We start from the raw sequence: 19143 nt of genomic DNA on the forward strand, positions 1-19143 counted from the left end.
GGCTCGTAAATGGCTGGGCTAGCTGGATTCGAACCAGCGCATGACGGAGTCAAAGTCCGTTGCCTTACCGCTTGGCTATAGCCCATCGAAATACTTATCTTATTTTCAAAGACAAATGTTATTGTACCATAATGACCAATAAAAAACAACTGCCAATTAGCAGAAGTTAAAATGGCGGTCCCGACCGGGGTCGAACCGGCGATCTCCTGCGTGACAGGCAGGCATGTTAACCACTACACCACGGGACCATTTAATCTTTACATTAATGTCATTTTACTTTTCATTATAATATTATGGTGGAGGATGACGGGATCGAACCGCCGACCCCCTGCTTGTAAGGCAGGTGCTCTCCCAGCTGAGCTAATCCTCCGAAGTGGTGACCCGTACGGGATTCGAACCCGTGTTACCGCCGTGAAAGGGCGGTGTCTTAACCACTTGACCAACGGGCCAATATGAATGGCAGAGAAGAAGGGATTCGAACCCTCGCACCGCGTTCGCGATCTACTCCCTTAGCAGGGGAGCCCCTTGAGCCACTTGGGTACTTCTCTGTATGGCTCCGCAGGTAGGACTCGAACCTACGACCGATCGGTTAACAGCCGATAGCTCTACCACTGAGCTACTGCGGAATAATAAAGACAATTTGTATCTTATAAAAATTCTCATCGTAAGTCAAGAAGTTTTTTCACAACATCTTGTACAAACGTGACATGTTTATAATATACTGGATTGCGTTTTCACTGTCAAGATGTTTTCTTTATCAAGATTAGTTTCCCTTTACACTTTCCGCAGACATATCTTTTTGTATTTATTTGATGCTTCCTTACATATTGAAGTGAGCATCCCATACATTCATACATATAAACCTTTTTTCCCTTCTCTTCATTTATCATTCGTTTACAAAAGCGTGGTGCATCAACTGCCTTTAATAATTCTCGAAAATCCTTATCCCGATGCTTATACCCTCTTCCCGCAATATGTAAGTGATAATGACAAAGTTCATGTTTAACAATCCCAACTAATTCTTCTTTCCCATACATTTCATAATATCGATAATTCAGTTCAATATTATGTGTATTCAACAGATAACGTCCACCAGTTGTACGCAACCTACTATTAAACATTGCTTTATGTAAAAACGGCATTCCGAAATATTGTAGTGATACTTCTTCCACTAGCCGCTGTATTTCTTGCTCATCCATTTTCATTCCTCCTAAACAAAAAAATATTTTTACACTTTTCTCCTCTCTTATACATATATTAAATAGTACATATACCCATCCTCATTCAAGAAGCGTGGTTTCTAAAAACATAGCAAAAATAGAAATCCACTCACCAACCTCTCATCAATAGTACTTTACATTTATGAGAGTAGGATTAAACAAGGAGGGATTCCTATGCCTACATGGCTCAAAAAACAAATGCAACGCGCATATTTTGAAAAAAACCGGTATCAAATTAAATTACTAAATGAATGCTGGTTTTATTATAGCAAAATACATCAAAGTTCCTAATCCATTACACGTTTTATCCTATAAAAAAAGAGCAGTTTCATCTGCTCTCTTCTCTTACTATTCAATCGGCAACATAGATAATGCAACGCGACCTTTTTTCGTATCAATATCATCTACCCATACTTTGACGATTTGTCCGACAGATACAACATCTAACGGATGCTTCACGTATTGTTTGCTTAGTTTAGAAATATGTACTAAACCATCTTGTTTCACACCTACATCAACGAAAGCACCGAAATCAACAACGTTACGAACTGTTCCTTCCAGTTCCATACCACGTTTTAAATCTTCTAATTTCAAAATCCCTTTTTTCAGAAGCGGTTTAGGCAACTCATCCCTCATGTCTCGCTCTGGACTAATGAGTGCATCTATAATATCAACTAATGTCGGTTCTCCAACTCCCGTTTCTTGCGACAACTTAGAAATCTCTACTTCTTCTAAACTCTTTTGTAATTGCGGTTGCCCTACGTCATCTTTTGATAAACCTAGACTCTTTAATAACAATTCAACATTTTTATATTGTTCTGGGTGAATACCTGTACGGTCTAACGGATTTGCCCCTTCTAATATACGTAAGAAACCTATACATTGTTCATATGTCTTCGCACCTAGACGCGGTATTTTCTTTAAGTCTGTTCGTTTTGTAAATTTCCCTTCTTCTTCACGCTTTGCTACAATATTTTTCGCAACAGTTTTTGATAAGCCTGAAACATATTGCAACAACGCAACTGAAGCTGTATTTACATTCACACCGACTTGGTTAACTGCTGTCTCTACTACAAACGTTAATGATTCATTTAATCTTTTTTGAGACACATCATGTTGATATTGTCCAACCCCAACTGATTTCGGATCAATCTTTACAAGTTCAGCAAGTGGATCTTGCAGACGTCTACCAATAGAAACCGCACTTCTTTCTTCAACCTGTAAATCCGGGAATTCCTCACGTGCTAAATCAGAAGCCGAATACACACTCGCACCAGCTTCGTTTACAATAATATAGAAGACTTCTCGTTTCACATTTTGTAATACATCAACTATAAATTCTTCCGATTCTCTAGAAGCTGTACCATTCCCAATCGCAATCATTTCAACTTGATATTTATCTATAATTGAAAGAACTTTCGCTTTTGCATCTTCATATTTACGCACTGGTGGATGCGGATAAATAACATCAATATATAGAACTTTCCCCGTATCGTCTACGATAGCTAATTTACAACCCGTTCTATATGCAGGGTCTACAGCTAACACAACCTTTCCTTTCATTGGAGGTTGTAATAACAAATTACGTAAGTTCTCAGAGAAAATATGTATCGCTTGTTCCTCAGCTGTTTCTGTTAATTCTTTTCGAATCTCCCTTTCAATAGAGGGTTGAATTAATCGTTTATAACCATCCTCAATTGCTAACTTTACATACTGTGCACTTTTTGAATCGTTATCACGAATTACTTTCTTATATAAGAAAGTTACTATCTCATCTACTGGTGGAACAACAGAAACTCTCAATATATCTTCTTTCTCACCTCGATTCATCGCTAATACGCGATGCGGCACGACTTTCTGCAACGGTTCTTCATAACTGTAATACATTTCATATATATTTTTTTCATCTTTCTCTTCATCTTTTACAGCCGAAGACATAACACCTTTTCGAAAAGTAACATTCCGAATCCAACTACGATATGCCGCTTCATCTGAAACGATTTCTGCAATAATGTCTTGAGCACCTTGCAATGCTTCCTCTGCAGATTGCACTTCTTTCTCGGCATTTATAAACTCTATTGCCTTCTGATTCGGATCTTCTTTCGTATATAACAATAACCATTCAGCTAATGGCTCTAACCCTTTTTCTTTTGCAATCGTTGCTTTCGTTCTTCTCTTCTCTTTATACGGACGATATAAATCTTCTACTTCTTGCAACTTTGTAGCTTTCACAATTTGCTGACGTAATTCTCCTGTCAGTTTCCCCTTCTCATCAATAAGACGAAGAACCTCTTCTTTTCTATCTTCAAGCTGCATCATATATTGCCATCTCTCTAAAATTGTACGAATTTGCACTTCATCTAAAGAGCCTGTCCATTCTTTTCGGTAACGAGCAATAAATGGAACTGTGTTACCTTCTTCTGTTAATTGAATAACATGACGAACTTGCTTTTCGGTAAAGCCTAATTCCTTCACTAACATTTTCATTAACGCTTGTCGATTATCTACCATTTCCATATACACAACCGTAACCTCCTCTATAATAAAAAAAGTTGCCCTTCAAAGAGAGCAACTTAAACTGCCGATTTAAAAATCTATTAGTCCTAAACTAATTTGTAGCGCTTCATCTACACGAATCATCATCACTTCATCTAAGTGAGTGATTTTGTCCGTTAAGCGCTGCTTATCGATTGTTCGAATCTGCTCAAGTAAAATAACAGAATCTCTCTCAAAACCGTACTTTTTCGCATCAATTTCCACATGAGTGGGTAATTTCGCTTTTTGAATCTGTGCAGTAATAGCCGCTACAATCACCGTTGGACTAAAACGATTTCCGATGTCATTTTGAATGACAAGAACCGGACGAACGCCTCCTTGCTCAGAACCAACAACTGGGGAAAGGTCTGCAAAATACACGTCGCCGCGTTTTACAATCAAAATATTACCCCCCGCTAACTAAGCGTTCTACTGTATGAGCTGCTTCATACTCTGCTAAGAAAGCTTCAGATGCAATACCAAGATTAATTTTTCCCATTTCAATGTACCCACGTCGCATTGATTCATGTTGGTAGCGTTTCTTCGTCTTATGTTGACGCAATAACAGTTGTGTTGCCTGGCAAATTAGTTCATGGCGATTCTTATTCTCTTGTTTTCCAATTCCGTCCAATTCCGTTACCATTTGCTTTGGCAACCGAACCACGATTTCAGTAGTTACACTTGATTCGGACACAAAAATACACCTCCACCGTCAACTACACACCCAAATATATATATGACACCTATTGTAATAATACCATTGTATGGAGCCTGTTGCAAAGACTTCCTTATTCCTTGCTTATGTTTTCCAATTCACAAACAAAACATTCATATTCTTTTATTTTTTATCTCATTACAACAAGAAACGGAAGAGTTTCCACGTTAAATTATGTTAAAAGTAATGATAAGTAAAAAGCCTCTCGTCAAAAAACGAACTTATTCTTAGCCAAGGAAAAGTCCTCTCACATGACAAGAAGCAAATCATACTACCTTCTATATATCATTCAAATAATTGATTACTTCCACAACTTTACCGTTCCGTATAAATATTCTCGGCACACGGAAACTAATCGTTGTAATAATTTCATAATTAATAGTCCCTGAATATTCCGCAACCTCTGTAGCGCTAATATATTCATCTCCTTGCCTTCCAATGAGTGTAACTTTCGTACCAAGAGGCACTTTACAAGGAAGGTGAATCATGAATTGATCCATTGTTACTCGCCCTACAATCGGTACTCTTTTACCATTTACAAGCACTTCAAATCCTTGTAATCTTCTAAGCCAGCCATCTGCATAACCAATTGCAACGGTCGCAATCCATTCTTCCGTCTTCGTTCGATAAGTGACGTTATAACTAATTCCATCCCCTTTAATCACCTGTTTAATATGAGCAACTTTCGTATGCAATGATAGCGCTGGTTCTAATTTAAACGGTAAAAAAGGGCGTATTTCTACAGATGGAGATAACCCATACATCGCAATACCAATTCGTACTGCATTAAATGTAATCCCTTGAAAACGTAGCGTTGCAGCACTATTAGCTGTATGAACAAACTTAGGATCCACTCCGAATTCTTTCAACCAACTTAACTGCTCCAAAAATGTGTTATATTGCTTATCAAAGTAAGAAGTCTCCACCTCATCTGCCGTTGCAAAATGTGTATAAACTCCTTCCAATTCTAAGAATGGTGCACCTTCTAAGCTTTTTAAAAATCCTTTTAATTCTTTACGTTCACGTATTCCAATTCTCCCCATACCACTATCGAAATTAATATGGTATTTCATCGTAGACGAACCATCCCAAAGTTTGATTGCTTCATCTACCCATTCCTTTTGAAAAACAGTTAATGCTACATCATTTTCAGCAGCTACATTTATATCACGAGGAGGAGAAGGACCTAACACTAAAATCGGCGCAGTAATACCAGCTCTTCGAAGCACTAAAGCTTCATCTAAGAACGCAACTGCTAACCTTGTCGCCCCCGCTTCTAATGCTGTTTTAGCCACCGGTACATAATCGTGCCCATATGCATTCCCTTTAACAACGGCAAAAATTTCTACATCACTCGGGATAAATTCTTTAATATGTGTAACGTTGTTATAAATGGCATCTAAATCCACTTCCACCCAAGTGTCACGGTAAAATGGCGCTTCTTCCATAAACACACTTCCTTATACACGATATGCGAAGCTTATTCTTTTATATGCTTCTTTTATGAAATCCACCCTTCAAACTAAGAAAAGACGTGGTGCACATATATCACCACGTCTAAGAAGTTTACTTCACTTGCTTCTCTGTAACTGAACGAGCAACCATTAACAGCTCCTTCGGCTCTAAACCTTTAGACACGAGCATATATTCTACTCCGTTATGCGACCACGTTAAAGAGTCTTTCGTCAACGCTCCAATTGTAAAGCCAAGATCAACCAATTCCCCGCTCACACTTATCGCTGACGAAGCCTCTGCAACTTTTGCCTTTTCTTGTATTAAAGTAAAGGATTTCTTACTTCCAGTGTATGTGAGTATCGCACGCTTGCCACTGTCTGTCTTCAACTCTTTTTCATCTTTCAAAGTCATGCCTTGCGGCGTATCACGCGGATACAAAATAGCAAATGGTTTGTCTTCTTTCGCTGTCGTTTGAACATCTACTTGCGCTCTAGACATATTTTGTTTCGTATCAAATGCACCTTTATCAAATTTCGCGTCGAATTTCACTTTAGAGAAATCTACTTTCACAAGAACATTTTGATCATTATCCATTAACTTCACCGAAACTGGTGTTAAATCACTTTTCTTCAATGTAATCTCTTGTCTCGGCAACATGTTTTGATGCTGATAGTTTGTTTTTGTTTTAAAGATATAATACTTATCTGTTTTTTCAAAAGTAAGGTTTTTCTTATCCTGCAAAATATCCCTCACAAGGGATTCGTATAAATAAGCCTGGCTACTATTTTGCGGCCAATCACTTTGGAAACGGAAACTCTTATTAAGCGCTGGCGTTAATACAAATACACCTTCTTCATTTCTTAAAATAATTTGACTTTGATCTTTTTTCGCATTCTGCAAATTCACACGATAAAAAGAAGGTTCCTTATGCCATATTTCTACCTTATACTCCTGAGGCTCATTCCCTGTTTTAATAGATAATTTCGCTTCAGCTTGATAGCTTTTCAACCCTTTTACTTTCGCCTCTAAATCTCTCACAACATCATCTTGTTTCTTTTCCATACAACCGGCCAACACAAAAACGGTTAATAAACCGACAAGAACTAAAAACAGACGCCTTTTCATCACTTCAGCCCCTTTGCCCCTATAAATGAATGGAAGATGTACCTTCCTTATCGCTACCACAAATATATGAGACAAAGATATAAAATATGCAGACTAGCGTGACGAGCTTTCTAAAACAACTTGAGCAACAGCAAATTCCTTACTATGACTAATTGATAAATGAACAATATGCTCTGTACTTGTAATAAGAATCGGCTTACCTCTATCATCATTTCTTACTTCAACATCTAAAAAACTCACTTCTTTCCCGATACCAGTCCCTACCGCTTTTGAATACGCCTCTTTCGCTGCAAATCTTCCAGCTACAAACTCTGTAAGGCGACTTCCCTTCAGCCCCTTAGCAACATTACGTTCACTTTCAGTTAAAATACGTTCCATAAATTTAAGCTTTCCATCTAGCATTTTTTCAATTCGATTCAATTCAATAATATCGATTCCAATCCCTACAATCATTTCAAAATCCCCTTCTTCTATTTAGCTTTCTTTTTTCATATTGTAAGAATAACAGAGAATCTTTCTGATGCAAAAGGAGTGATACTCACCATATGCTAATACCATCCACCCGCATTTCCTTACAACCAATCACCATTGCTTTACTTCTCATACAATTAATCATGATTATATTAGGTGATTTCCCCCTCTTTCCTATGGCAGCTTCTAATGAATATATCGCTAAAGGAGAATGGTGGCGCCTCCTAACTTCCCTGCTCGTACATGTAGACTTACAACATTTTCTTTTTAATAGTATTTGTTTATTCGTGCTTGGCTCTTGTATTGAAAAACAACTAGGGCACTTGTCTTTCATCATTATTTTTTTCCTTTCTGGCATTCTCGGAAATATGTCCTCTTATCTTATTATGCCTCATGAATATATTCATGCCGGGGCATCTGGTGGCATTTTCGGATTGCTAGGCGCACAGTTATTTCTATTGTATAGCCGATATCGTTCTTCCAATCCAAGAGACATCGCTATTTTTTCAATTATTATATGTATATTACTACTATTCACTTTCTTCAATCCCTCTGCCAACCCTATCAGCCATTTAACAGGATTGATCATTGGTGGTATTTGCACTCCTCTATTAATAAAAAAACTCGATGGTGCAGAGCTCATTTAATATAAAAGCTCGCACCATCGACAATTTCCACATCTGTTTGTTCACTTAAATCTCTCATGAGTTGAAATAAAGACTCATCCTTCATCTTCGCTTCAATCATACAATCAATTTGCGGAACACTTCCTTTTATCTTTTTTAAAAAAGATAAAAAAGTATCTACATTAATAAAGTCTGCATGTGCCCTTGGGTCTTTTCCCTCTCTAGGACTAGAAATGTGCATTTTCACCGGTAACAAAGACGATTCCCACGTATGTACAACACGCGCCCAATCTTCATGCCAATCTTCTCGATCATGATTCATCATATGATGATGTAAATCAAATACAACGGGAATGTCCAACTTTTCTCCTAAATATAATGTGTCCTCGAGCGTAAAAGTTGTATCATCATTTTCTAACATAATCATTTCCTGAATACCTCTTGGGACGTTAGACCAATTCTCTATAAAACGCTCTAATGCGAGCTCTTTATCTTTATATCCGCCCCCAACATGCATTACACATCGTTGCTTATGTTCAATTCCCATACCTTTTAATAATTTTCTATGCATTTGTAATGTCTTGACAGATTGTTTAAAAATATTCTCCTCGGGTGAATTAAGTACAACAAAATGATCTGGATGAAAATCAATACGCATATTCATTCGAATAGCGTAATCACCTAACACTTTTAAATTTTCTTTTAAGGGACGAATGTAGTTCCACTCTAACAACTCCTCATGATTCGCTAAAGGAATCAACTTGGAACTAAGTCGAAAAAAGGATATATCATGGCCTTTGTTATGTTTTAATAACCTTAAGCAATTTTCCAAATTCGAATTAGCAATTCTTTCAAGTTTACGAATCGCCGCTTCCCGATCATCTATTTTTTGAAACTGCGCGTACGTCATCGTTTGAGATGGAGATGCGTTTTTCAAATGTACACTCATCGCAACATACCCAAGTCTTACAAGCATGTAGCACCTCATTTCTACACAAGTTATTATGTAGTATGTACAATTACAGAAATAAAAAAAGAGAATGCCGGAAAAGGGCATTCTCTTTTTTACTATTAAGCTTGTGGCTTACGGCTATGATGTTTTCTTTCGCCGCGTCCGTTTGAAGATCCTGGGCGACCTTGACCTTCTCCACGACGACCACGGTTGCCGCCATCACGATTGCGATCACGGTTACCGTCACGATTACGACCATCACGATTGCGGTCACGGTTACGACCATCGCCACCGCGTCCATCACGACTACGATTACGGTTACCATCACGGTATCCGCCTCCGTTACCGCCGCGTTTTTTAGAACCGCCACCTCTTGCAACAACTGGTGGTTCTGATGTTAAAGCGATTGGAGTTGTATCTGGCTCTTTTGTCATCATTTTTAAAGCAGCAGCTACTACTGTTACGGAGTCGTTCTCTTCTAACATTTCTTCCGCAATACGCTTGTAGTATGCTAAGTTTTCATTTTCAATTGTGTTTTGAAGTTTTTCAGCGATTAAACGTTGTTGACCTTCTAGTGCCTCGTCAAGTGTTGGTGCATCCATGCGGTCCATTTTACGTTTTGTTGTACGCTCGATATTTTTTAATTGTCCAGATTCACGTGGTGTTACAAATAGCATTGCAATACCTTTTTTACCTGCACGACCAGTACGGCCAATACGGTGAACGTATGATTCTGGATCTTGTGGAATATCGAAGTTGTATACGTGTGTTACACCTGAAATATCAAGACCACGTGCAGCAACGTCTGTTGCAACAAGAACTTCAATAGAACCTTCTTTGAACTTACGTAATACAGACATACGTTTCGCCTGAGTTAAATCACCATGGATACCTTCGGCAGCATAACCACGTAAATTTAATGCTTCTGATAATTCATCAACACGACGCTTTGTACGACCGAATACAATCGCAAGCTCTGGAGATTGAATGTCTAATAAGCGTGTCAATACATCAAACTTTTTCTTTTCTTGCACTTCTAAATAGAACTGCTGAATGTTTGGCATTGTTACTTCTTTTGCTTTTACTTTAATGTGTTGAGGCTCAGTCATGAAACGCTCAGCAATACGACGGATTGGATCCGGCATTGTCGCTGAGAATAGTAATGTTTGGTGTGTTTCTGGCACATCTGTTAAAATTGCTTCAATATCTTCAATGAAGCCCATGTTTAACATTTCATCCGCTTCGTCAAGAACAACTGTCTCTACGTTTTGTAAGCGAAGTGTTTTACGGTTAATATGATCTAAAATACGACCCGGCGTACCAACAATAATGTGTGGGTGTTTTTTTAGAGCACGAATTTGGCGGTTAATATCTTGACCACCGTAAATTGGTAAGATACGAACGCGTTTATGTTTACCAATTTTGTATAGCTCTTCTCCAACTTGAATTGCTAATTCACGCGTTGGCGCGATAACAATACCTTGAACCGATTCTTTATGTGTATCCACTTTATCTAATAGTGGTAATCCGAATGCTGCTGTTTTCCCTGTACCTGTTTGTGCTTGCCCAATAATATCCTTACCTTGCAATGCATGTGGAATTGTTTCAGCTTGAATTGGCGTAGCCTCTTCAAAGCCCATACTTTCAACAGATTGCAGTAAAGAATCACTTAATCCTAATTCTCGAAATGTTGTCAATGTTACTTCTCCTTTTCTATCCTATACTTATCATTTAAAAAAAGGCGTTTTCCGAATTTGCGGAAAAGCCCTTTTCCTGAATGCTCACGTATATAAACGGGCGTATATTCTTCACGAAAATACTTCTAAACGTTATTACACTTTATCAATTATAAGTTTTGTATGTGTAAAAAGCAAACCCAACTGTTACCTTATTTTCATATTCAGAGGTTTTTTCTTCACTTTTATTTTTTTATATTTACTGTAAGCGCTTATTATAAGTTTCTTCTTTTTTCGTTGCTATCGTCCCTATTTATATACACCAATTATTTCAACATCGTAATTACTTCTTCCAATTTCATACCGCGAGATGCTTTTATTAATACAACATCTTTTGCATCGACTACTGCTTGCAACTCTTTTACTAACTCTTCTTTATTATCATAAGCCTTTACACGTTCGTTAGGGAAATTAATTTTCGCTCCTTCAGCAATTTGAGCCCCTAATTTACCATATGTGAACACATAGGAGATTTTTGCTGGATCGATTAATTTACCTACCTCATAATGAAACTGTACTTCTTGATCTCCAAGCTCTAACATATCGCCGAGAACAACAATTTTTTTAGAGAATCCATCTAAACCATTCATTAGGTGGAATGCTGCTTCCATAGCTGTTGGACTTGCATTATAAGCATCGTTGATAATTGTTAATCCACTATTTGTTTTTACAATTTCCATACGCATGCCTGTCATTTGAAGTGTTACTAAACCTTCTTTCATCTCTTCCCACGTTACACCAAAATGTTTCGCAATTGCCATAGAAGCAAGCGTATTATACACATTGTGTTTCCCTAATACCGGTAGATAGAATGAAATGTTTTCTTCTCTATTCATTTTAAAGTGTGTCCCAGTTGCTTGTAACGTTACAGTCGTTGGATAGTAATCATTTGCTCTAGCATCACCAAACGTAACTGTTTCAGCTATTAAATTCATTTCAGGAACACGATTCGTTAATAATGGCTCATCTCCGTTATATACGAACACTCCACCTTCTTGTAATCCTGTCACAATTTCTAATTTTGCTTCAGCAATTGCCTCGCGAGAGCCTAAGTCCATTAAATGTGCTTCACCAATGTTCGTAATGATAGCTGCATTTGGACGAGCTAACTTAGATAAGAATTCAATTTCCCCACGGCTTGACATTCCCATTTCTAATACAGCTACTTCTGTATTTTCTTCTAAGTTTAAAATAGTAAGAGGTAGCCCGATATGATTATTGAAGTTTCCTTCTGTTTTTTGAACTTTGAATTTAGTCGCAAGAAGACTTGTTACAATATCTTTTGTAGATGTTTTACCGTTACTACCTGTCACACCAATCACTTTAACATCCAATTGGTCGCGATAGTTTTTTGCTAACATTTGTAATGCTGATAGCGTGTCTTCTACAAAAATAACCGGAAGATTCTCAGGTGGATTTGCTACATCTTTCATCCATAATGTCGCCACAGCTCCATTTTCAACAGCTTTATCTACAAAAGCATGTCCATCGAAACGTTCACCTTGAATCGGAACATATAAGTTTCCTTTTTCGATTTTTCTCGTATCAATAGACACTCCTTGTATAGTAATTCCCTCATACTGCTCTGCTAATCCCGTACCATTTGTCATTTGTTCTACTTGTTTTAACGTTCGATTTATCATAAAAACACTCCTTACATAGAGGAAGCACTATTCCTTCGAATAGTGCCTCCTCCTTTTTTTGTTAGATTGTATATTTAATTTTTTGTTTTTCTTCGTGACGCTCCATTGCTAAACGAATTAGCTCTTCAATTAATTCCGGATACGGTAATCCAGTATGTTGCCATAGTAGAGGGAACATACTAAACGGCGTAAATCCTGGCATCGTATTCACTTCGTTAATGTATACTTCTCCATCTTTCGTTAAGAAGAAATCAGCTCGCGTTAAGCCAGCACCATCTAACGATTGGAATGCAACAATCGCATCTCGCTTAATAACATTAGACTCTTCTTCTGTCATTTCAGCTGGAATAATTAACGCTGTATCACCATCGATGTATTTCGACTTATAATCATAGAAGTCTTTTTTAGGTACGATTTCACCTACAACTGAACATTTCGGTTCATCATTACCTAGTACACCAACTTCTACTTCACGTCCAACGATATTTTCTTCCACAATAATTTTACGGTCAAATTGGAATGCCTCTTCAAATGCATTCTCAAGTTCTTCACGATTTTTACACTTATTAATCCCAACACTTGAACCAAGGTTTGCTGGTTTTACGAAGCAAGGGTAACCTAATACTTCTTCTACTTTTTCATATGCTGTTTCACGATCTTTTTCCCATGCACTACGAATAAATGATGCATATTTTGCTTGTTTCAATCCAGCTTCTGCAAAGATGTTTTTCATAACAACTTTATCCATACCAGCAGCAGATGCTAGAACACCATTTCCTACATAAGGAATATTCATTAATTCTAATAATCCTTGTACCGTTCCATCTTCACCATTTGGTCCATGTAGTAATGGGAAAATAACGTCGATAGCATTTTCCTCAGCATTTGCAGATGGAATGATTTCTGTGCTTAATGATAGCGGAGAAATCGCATTTTCTGCACCGCTCATTTTTAGAACTTCAACATCTGTTACTTCACCTTCAATACGCTCACCGCGTACCCATTGACCTTGTTCTGTAATATAAATTGGATGAATCTCGAATTTATCTTGATTTAATGCTTTAATAGCAGCAAGAGCCGTTTGTAGCGAAACTTGATGCTCAGCTGATTTTCCACCATATAATAAACCTAATTTAATTTTTGTCACTGAAATCACCCTAACCAATTGTTTTCATTTTTCTATTTTAGCACTTTTTATAAAAATAGGTAGTTCCTATTTGAAATAAAATGCAACTTCCACAAATAATTAAATGACACCACTTATTGGTTTTCTATACTTTTTCCACTTAACTTTCTTCATACATATATAAAGTGAAACTTTAATCAGCCCTCACCAATCGGACTTTAATGTGCAGCCCGCCCCCTACCTAACTTCTTTGCTTTCGCTGCATTTTGAGGTGGGGGTCTTACTGCCCATTAAAGTGGGATAAAATTGTAAACCAATCTAGTTATGTACCTAAAATATGTAGAAATCCCTGTTTTGTGTATGTCATCTAATTATTAAGAAGATTGTTTGGTTAGTGTGCCTTTTTGCCTTTGTTCAACGAGACGATCTAAAGAAATATATACAACACCTGCAACTACACATCCTATAGCCAAAATTGTAAATAGGAAGTGACCAAGTAATCGATCTAATAAAAACCCCCCAAGAAGTGGACCAAATGCATTTCCTGTAATCCACTGCAAACTTGCAGCCCCCATATAAGTCCCTCTTAAATGCTCAGGGGCCAAATTCGCTACAAACGTCATCTGTACAGGCGACATAATCATCTCGCCTAATGTATATATGGCATACACAAACAGTAACGTTATTAAAATAATTGTAGCATTCGTATCTAATCCTCCAAACCACTTCGGTAACCAACCTATAAAAAACAAACCTATCCCGAACAAACATGCACCATATAACATCGTCTTTCCGACAGGTTTATCTGTGGCCCATTTTGAAATTTGAAATTGGAACAACACAACTAATAGTCCGTTTAACGCCATTAAATATGGGTATGGATTGTTAGTTCCAAAAATATCTTTCATTTCATTATCAAAGTGCAATGGCAACATACCTTCTGTTTGAGAAAATCCCATCGAAATAATGATACCTGCTAATAAATAAATCATGAGTGCCTTATCTCGCAATACAATTTTCCACACCACTCCTGATTCCTTTTCGTTATCCTCTTCCTTATTCTCAATCTTTGGCATTGTCTCTTGAATAAGAACGAATACAAGTAATGCATAGAATAACATCGTAGACGAGGCAATAATAAACACAAGGTTCTTCGACAACATAACTACTGAAGCTCCCATTATCGGGCCAATTGCAGCACCTATATTATGCCCCATCCGCAACAAACCATATGCTTCTGTTCTTTTTTCTGGCGCTGTTACATCCGCAACCATCGCTGATGCAGCTGGATGAAATAGCGAATTGCTTAACCCTAAAAAAATTGATAAAATCGCATACGGAATAAATCCTTCTATAAATAAAAAACCGAGCATTAATAATGCATTACTCACCATCGAAAATATCATAATCGGCTTTCTTCCATATATATCAGCGATTCTTCCCCCTATAATGGATCCAAAACTCGCAGCAATTGGAGAAAGCGCCATAATAACTCCAACCTGTAATAATGAATCTACCTTATCTTTTAAATATAATGCAAAGAAAGGCATCAACATCATCATTGCAATTCCATTTAACGTCTCACCAATAAACCGAATCCATACGTTACGGTCCATCTCCCTTAATTCACGCCACGTATTCTTCATCATTTCACCCCTTTAGTTCACCAACAATTATCTTATAATAGATTCAGAAAAATGTAAATTTTCAAATAAAAAAATCCATTCCAACAGAATTAGAATGGATTTTCCTACTTATAAATTTGCTACATCATCTTCGTCTTTACTATTATTTAAAGCACTATGTTTTCGGCTATATAAAAAGTAAACCGCAATACCAATAACCATCCATACGCCAAAACTAATCCAAGCCGTTCCAGATAATTGAAGCATTAAGTATAAACAAAAAATTACCGTTAACGCTGGTAAAAATGGTACAAGCGGCGCCTTAAATGCTCTTGGTAAATCAGGATGCGTTCTTCTCATTACAATAACAGCAACAGCTACAAGTGCAAAGGCTGATAAAGTCCCCATATTTACAAGATGCGCTAACACATTTAAATCTATTAATCCTGAAATAAGTGCTGCAATAATTCCCGTTGTCCACGTATTTAAAAACGGTGTTTTAAATTTCGGGTGAACTTTAGCAAGACGTTTCGGCAACAATCCATCTCTACTCATTGCATATGAAACTCGTACTTGCCCATACATCATAACTAACATTACTGTTGTGATTCCGGTAATTGCGCCTACTGAAATTACTCCCGCTAAACTATCTTGTCCAATAAATTGAAGTGCAAAAGCGACTGGATCTGATATATTCAACTGCCCGTATGGAACAATTCCTGTCAAAATAAGCGAAACGATAATATAAAGAGCCGTACAAATTAATAAAGATGCAATAATACCAATTGGTAAATCACGTTGTGGACGTTTCACTTCTTCTGCTGCCGTTGAAACTGCATCAAACCCTATAAATGCAAAGAACACTGTAGCAGCTCCAGCCATTACACCATCTAAGCCAAATGGCATAAAAGGCGTCCAGTTTTCAGGTTTCACATAATTAAAACCAGCAAATATAAAAATAAGAACAACCGCTAGTTTAATAAATACCATAATATTATTTACACGTGCACTTTCACGAACACCTCTAGATAAAAGAACCGTCATCACTAAAATAATTAGAACTGCTGGCAAATCAATTATTCCACCCTTTCCTGTACCAGGGGCTGAGGAAAGAATGGTAGGAATATGAATTCCAAATCCCTTTAATAAAGATTGGAAGTACGCGGACCAACCATTTGCCACAGCAGAGGTTGCAAGTAAATACTCAAGCATTAAGTCCCATCCAATTAAAAATGCGAATACTTCTCCCATCGTCGCATATGTGTACGTGTACACACTGCCTGAGACAGGAACTGAAGAAGCAAATTCAGCATAACAAAATGCAGCAAAGGCACATGCTAACGCGGCTATCGCAAATGATAATATAATAGCTGGTCCAGAATGTTTCGCTGCTACCACGCCCGTTAGAACAAAAATACCCGTTCCAACAATTGCCCCGATTCCAAGCATCGTTAAATCTAGTGCGCCCAATGTTCTTGCTAACGCCTTTTGTTTACTCTCTTGCATTAACTTTGCAATAGGCTTCTTTTGAAAAATTTGCTTCATAGCATGCTCCTCCAAGTTTTAAATTTTCTGAAAATTTTTAATTCGCTTTTTCATTTTACTCATAGTACTTTTTCCAGTCAATACTTTTGTCGAAATAAGTAGAAACTCTTATGAATATGCACGATTTTTATCATTCTTTCTATATATCTTTCTATAACTTTTTTTGGTATTATTATACATGTCGATTCCATGAAAAAGGCATGCTCTGTTATTGAGCATGCCTTTTTTTACTTATTTCACAGTATATGATCCCTCTTCAATCCAGCTATACATATATTTTTCATCTTCTGTTTCATGTGCTTGTTTTACAATACGAAGCGGACGGAATGTATCTATCATAACAGCTAATTCAAGCGTTTCTTTTTTCCCTATACTCGCCTCTGTTTTCCCAGGATGTGGCCCGTGAGGAATGCCGCTCGGATGAAGTGTAATAGACCCTTCCTCCACACCTTTTCGGCTCATAAAGTTACCTTCTACATAGTACAGTACTTCATCACTATTCACGTTACTATGATAATACGGTGCCGGAATAGATTCTGGATGATAGTCATATAAACGTGGTACGAAAGAACAAATAACGAAATTGTGACCCTCGAACGTTTGATGTACTGGAGGTGGCTGATGAATACGACCTGTAATTGGTTCAAAGTCTTCTACATTAAAGACCCACGGATATAAATAGCCATCCCAACCAACAACATCTAACGGATGATGTCCTAAAACATGTTTATGCATATATCCCCTCGACTTTGTCATTACGACAAACTCACCTTTTTCATCATACGTCTCTAATTTTTCAGGACCACGAATATCTCTCTCACAAAACGGACTATGCTCTAGCAATTGTCCATATTCATTACGATAGCGACGCGGTGTTGTAATTTGACTATTTGCCTCTACAACAAGAAACTTAGTCTCTCCTTCATCCGGAATAACACGATAAATCGTTCCAATTGGAATTGTTACATAATCGCCTTTTCGATAATGAATCGTTCCAAACATCGTTTCAATTTTTCCTGTTCCGTAATGGACAAACAACATTTCATCGCCATCACCATTACGGTAGAAATAGTCCATTTTTTCTGTTGGGCTCACTACTCCGATTAATAAATCCTCATTCCCAAGTATAAAGTTTCTTCCGCTTACTGCATCACCACTTTTTTTATTTTCTTTCGTGCGAAAGTGACGATGAGAAAGAGCAATATCTTCTTCATACTGCAACTGACAAGAATGAGATAATGCCGCATGCCCTACTTCCGTTGGCATATAATGATGGTACAAAATAGATTGCGTACCAGAAAAACCTTTTGTTCCCATTACCTGCTCACGATAAAGCGACCCATCTTTTTTACGGAATTGTACATGTCGTTTATGAGGTAACTCCCCCATGTGACGATAAAACATGCCCATCACCTGCTTCCCTTTCTATTTTGACCGTATTACGTAATGTACCTAAACCAGTAATCGTAAGTTCTACCACATCACCATCTTGTAGCCACTCTTCTGTGCCTAGTTCTAAAATGCAACCTGTTCCTACTGTTCCAGAACCAATCACATCGCCTGGATATAACGTAACGTCTTCCGAAGCACGTTCAATCATTTCAGCAAATGTATAGTAAATATCTCGGAAGTTCCCTTTTGATAATAGCTTTCCATTTACATGAGCAGTCATCTCTAACTCATAACGGTCACCATTACGATAAATATCTAGTTCCTCTTTCGTAACAAGGTACGCTCCTAATGAAGTTGCAAAATCTTTTCCTTTCGCTGGACCAAGTCCTACCTTCATTTCTGTTGCTTGTAAGTCCCTTGCACTCCAATCATTCATAATACAATAACCAAAAATATATTCCTCTGCTTGCTCACGAGAAATATTTCTTCCTTCTTTCCCAATTACGCAAGCAATCTCTAACTCATAATCAAGTTTTTTAGATTTCTTCGGACTAATTACAACATCATCTGGACCAATTACAGCACGGTGGTTCGTAAAATAAAAAACCGGGATATCGTACCATTCAGGTACAACATCTAACCCTCTTCGGCTACGTGCCGTTTTTACGTGCTGTTCAAATGCATAAAAATCCCTAATACTACTCGGATTAGGAATCGCTGCTGCTAATTGCACTTCCTCTAAAGAATATATGCCCTTTTCCGGATTATTAATATTACGCAACACTTCTACATACTCATCCGCTTTCTCTAAAAAGGCGAACATAGAAGAAGGTAATTTTCCACCACTAGCAAGATTCATATCGATTACTTTGTCACCTTCAAGCCATCCAGTTCGCATTTCTTTTGAAGGAAGACGAAATGTAACAAATTTCATCATGATTCCTCCTTATGAAAATGAAATTTCCACCAGCAAAAGA

The 19143-nt window shown here is 37.5% G+C and carries 17 protein-coding genes and 7 tRNA genes (1 of these 24 running past the window's edge); 2 read left to right on the top strand and 22 right to left on the bottom strand.

All coding sequences use genetic code 11. From position 1 onward, the window contains the following. From QCI73_RS26260 to QCI73_RS26295, 8 genes are all read right to left on the bottom strand, one after another. Positions 1–5, bottom strand: a tRNA-Lys gene (locus QCI73_RS26260); it reaches 68 nt to the left of the window's first position. A 5-nt stretch (positions 6–10) separates the two neighbouring features. After that, a tRNA-Gln gene (locus QCI73_RS26265) sits at positions 11–85 on the bottom strand. Between the two features lie 87 nt (positions 86–172). After that, positions 173–248 (bottom strand) — tRNA-Asp (locus tag QCI73_RS26270). Between the two features lie 46 nt (positions 249–294). Beyond that, a tRNA-Val gene (locus QCI73_RS26275) sits at positions 295–370 on the bottom strand. Positions 371–374: 4 nt separating this feature from the next. Next, positions 375–449, bottom strand: a tRNA-Glu gene (locus QCI73_RS26280). Positions 450–457: 8 nt separating this feature from the next. Further along, positions 458–548: transfer RNA gene (locus QCI73_RS26285), tRNA-Ser, on the bottom strand. Positions 549–551: 3 nt separating this feature from the next. Then, positions 552–626: transfer RNA gene (locus QCI73_RS26290), tRNA-Asn, on the bottom strand. Positions 627–740: 114 nt separating this feature from the next. Further along, positions 741–1199 (bottom strand): SprT family protein, encoded by a 459-nt coding sequence (locus QCI73_RS26295; RefSeq protein WP_353824037.1) that lies wholly within the window; start codon positions 1197–1199, stop codon positions 741–743. A gap of 195 nt (positions 1200–1394) precedes the next feature. Here QCI73_RS26295 and cmpA point away from each other — a divergent pair, with 195 nt between their 5' ends. Beyond that, positions 1395–1511: a cortex morphogenetic protein CmpA gene (gene cmpA / locus QCI73_RS26300; RefSeq protein ID WP_001143642.1), complete on the top strand. Its 117-nt coding sequence runs from the start codon at positions 1395–1397 to the stop codon at positions 1509–1511. 57 nt (positions 1512–1568) lie between these two features. On the opposite strand, the gene QCI73_RS26305 is transcribed toward cmpA, so the two are convergent. The 6 genes from QCI73_RS26305 to acpS all read right to left on the bottom strand — a co-directional run bounded on the left by QCI73_RS26305 (position 1569) and on the right by acpS (position 7503). Beyond that, positions 1569–3737 carry a Tex family protein gene (locus QCI73_RS26305; protein WP_353824134.1) on the bottom strand — a complete coding sequence of 723 codons (2169 nt, stop codon included), beginning with the start codon at positions 3735–3737 and terminating at the stop codon, positions 1569–1571. Positions 3738–3806: 69 nt separating this feature from the next. After that, the gene (gene ndoA / locus QCI73_RS26310; protein WP_000635963.1) at positions 3807–4157 is read right to left on the bottom strand and encodes a type II toxin-antitoxin system endoribonuclease NdoA; all 351 of its coding nucleotides are present in this window, start codon (positions 4155–4157) and stop codon (positions 3807–3809) included. A 4-nt stretch (positions 4158–4161) separates the two neighbouring features. After that, entirely contained in the window at positions 4162–4449 is a 288-nt protein-coding gene (locus QCI73_RS26315) for an antitoxin EndoAI (protein WP_000004570.1), read from the bottom strand. A gap of 299 nt (positions 4450–4748) precedes the next feature. Next, the gene (gene alr, locus QCI73_RS26320; RefSeq protein WP_000390601.1) at positions 4749–5918 is read right to left on the bottom strand and encodes an alanine racemase; all 1170 of its coding nucleotides are present in this window, start codon (positions 5916–5918) and stop codon (positions 4749–4751) included. 118 nt (positions 5919–6036) lie between these two features. Next, positions 6037–6987 (bottom strand): LolA family protein, encoded by a 951-nt coding sequence (locus tag QCI73_RS26325; RefSeq protein WP_025991724.1) that lies wholly within the window; start codon positions 6985–6987, stop codon positions 6037–6039. 156 nt (positions 6988–7143) lie between these two features. Next, positions 7144–7503: a holo-ACP synthase gene (gene acpS, locus QCI73_RS26330; RefSeq protein WP_353824038.1), complete on the bottom strand. Its 360-nt coding sequence runs from the start codon at positions 7501–7503 to the stop codon at positions 7144–7146. Positions 7504–7595: 92 nt separating this feature from the next. Here acpS and QCI73_RS26335 point away from each other — a divergent pair, with 92 nt between their 5' ends. Continuing rightward, on the top strand, positions 7596–8168 hold the full coding sequence (locus QCI73_RS26335) for a rhomboid family intramembrane serine protease (protein WP_327923338.1): 573 nt from the start codon (positions 7596–7598) through the stop codon (positions 8166–8168). On the opposite strand, the gene uvsE is transcribed toward QCI73_RS26335, so the two are convergent. The 8 genes from uvsE to QCI73_RS26375 all read right to left on the bottom strand — a co-directional run bounded on the left by uvsE (position 8161) and on the right by QCI73_RS26375 (position 19100). Further along, positions 8161–9123 (bottom strand): UV DNA damage repair endonuclease UvsE, encoded by a 963-nt coding sequence (gene uvsE, locus QCI73_RS26340; RefSeq protein ID WP_327923339.1) that lies wholly within the window; start codon positions 9121–9123, stop codon positions 8161–8163. The genes QCI73_RS26335 and uvsE overlap by 8 nt on opposite strands. Before the next feature lie 95 nt (positions 9124–9218). Then, the gene (gene cshA / locus QCI73_RS26345) at positions 9219–10796 is read right to left on the bottom strand and encodes a degradosome RNA helicase CshA (protein WP_000206582.1); all 1578 of its coding nucleotides are present in this window, start codon (positions 10794–10796) and stop codon (positions 9219–9221) included. Between the two features lie 305 nt (positions 10797–11101). Beyond that, positions 11102–12478 (bottom strand): UDP-N-acetylmuramoyl-tripeptide--D-alanyl-D-alanine ligase, encoded by a 1377-nt coding sequence (gene murF / locus QCI73_RS26350; RefSeq protein WP_000610682.1) that lies wholly within the window; start codon positions 12476–12478, stop codon positions 11102–11104. 61 nt (positions 12479–12539) lie between these two features. Beyond that, complete coding sequence (locus tag QCI73_RS26355; RefSeq protein WP_000161443.1) at positions 12540–13625, bottom strand: D-alanine--D-alanine ligase; 1086 nt, start codon at positions 13623–13625, stop codon at positions 12540–12542. A gap of 353 nt (positions 13626–13978) precedes the next feature. Beyond that, positions 13979–15250: an MDR family MFS transporter gene (locus QCI73_RS26360; protein WP_353824039.1), complete on the bottom strand. Its 1272-nt coding sequence runs from the start codon at positions 15248–15250 to the stop codon at positions 13979–13981. 108 nt (positions 15251–15358) lie between these two features. Continuing rightward, complete coding sequence (gene bcaP / locus QCI73_RS26365) at positions 15359–16774, bottom strand: branched-chain amino acid transporter BcaP (RefSeq protein ID WP_353824040.1); 1416 nt, start codon at positions 16772–16774, stop codon at positions 15359–15361. Between the two features lie 231 nt (positions 16775–17005). Further along, a complete protein-coding gene (locus QCI73_RS26370) occupies positions 17006–18178 on the bottom strand; it encodes a homogentisate 1,2-dioxygenase (RefSeq protein ID WP_262725869.1) in 1173 nt (390 codons plus the stop codon). After that, the gene (locus QCI73_RS26375) at positions 18144–19100 is read right to left on the bottom strand and encodes a fumarylacetoacetate hydrolase family protein (protein WP_353824041.1); all 957 of its coding nucleotides are present in this window, start codon (positions 19098–19100) and stop codon (positions 18144–18146) included. The genes QCI73_RS26370 and QCI73_RS26375 overlap by 35 nt, the downstream gene beginning before the upstream one ends. Positions 19101–19143: the final 43 nt, after the last annotated feature.

Origin of the sequence: Bacillus cereus group sp. MG16 (assembly GCF_040459875.1) — a bacterium.
Taxonomy (GTDB): Bacteria; Bacillota; Bacilli; order Bacillales; family Bacillaceae_G; genus Bacillus_A; species Bacillus_A paranthracis.

Coding starts and splice junctions, on each gene's coding strand:
- QCI73_RS26295 (WP_353824037.1), bottom strand. CDS start 1,199: ATGGATGAGCAAGAAATACAGCGGCTAGTGGAAGAAGTATCACTACAA.
- cmpA (WP_001143642.1), top strand. CDS start 1,395: ATGCCTACATGGCTCAAAAAACAAATGCAACGCGCATATTTTGAAAAA.
- QCI73_RS26305 (WP_353824134.1), bottom strand. CDS start 3,737: ATGGAAATGGTAGATAATCGACAAGCGTTAATGAAAATGTTAGTGAAG.
- alr (WP_000390601.1), bottom strand. CDS start 5,918: ATGGAAGAAGCGCCATTTTACCGTGACACTTGGGTGGAAGTGGATTTA.
- QCI73_RS26325 (WP_025991724.1), bottom strand. CDS start 6,987: ATGGAAAAGAAACAAGATGATGTTGTGAGAGATTTAGAGGCGAAAGTA.
- acpS (WP_353824038.1), bottom strand. CDS start 7,503: ATGATTGTAGGGATTGGAATCGATATTATTGAATTGAATCGAATTGAA.
- QCI73_RS26335 (WP_327923338.1), top strand. CDS start 7,596: ATGCTAATACCATCCACCCGCATTTCCTTACAACCAATCACCATTGCT.
- uvsE (WP_327923339.1), bottom strand. CDS start 9,123: ATGCTTGTAAGACTTGGGTATGTTGCGATGAGTGTACATTTGAAAAAC.
- murF (WP_000610682.1), bottom strand. CDS start 12,478: ATGATAAATCGAACGTTAAAACAAGTAGAACAAATGACAAATGGTACG.
- QCI73_RS26360 (WP_353824039.1), bottom strand. CDS start 15,250: ATGAAGAATACGTGGCGTGAATTAAGGGAGATGGACCGTAACGTATGG.
- bcaP (WP_353824040.1), bottom strand. CDS start 16,774: ATGAAGCAAATTTTTCAAAAGAAGCCTATTGCAAAGTTAATGCAAGAG.
- QCI73_RS26370 (WP_262725869.1), bottom strand. CDS start 18,178: ATGTTTTATCGTCACATGGGGGAGTTACCTCATAAACGACATGTACAA.
- QCI73_RS26375 (WP_353824041.1), bottom strand. CDS start 19,100: ATGAAATTTGTTACATTTCGTCTTCCTTCAAAAGAAATGCGAACTGGA.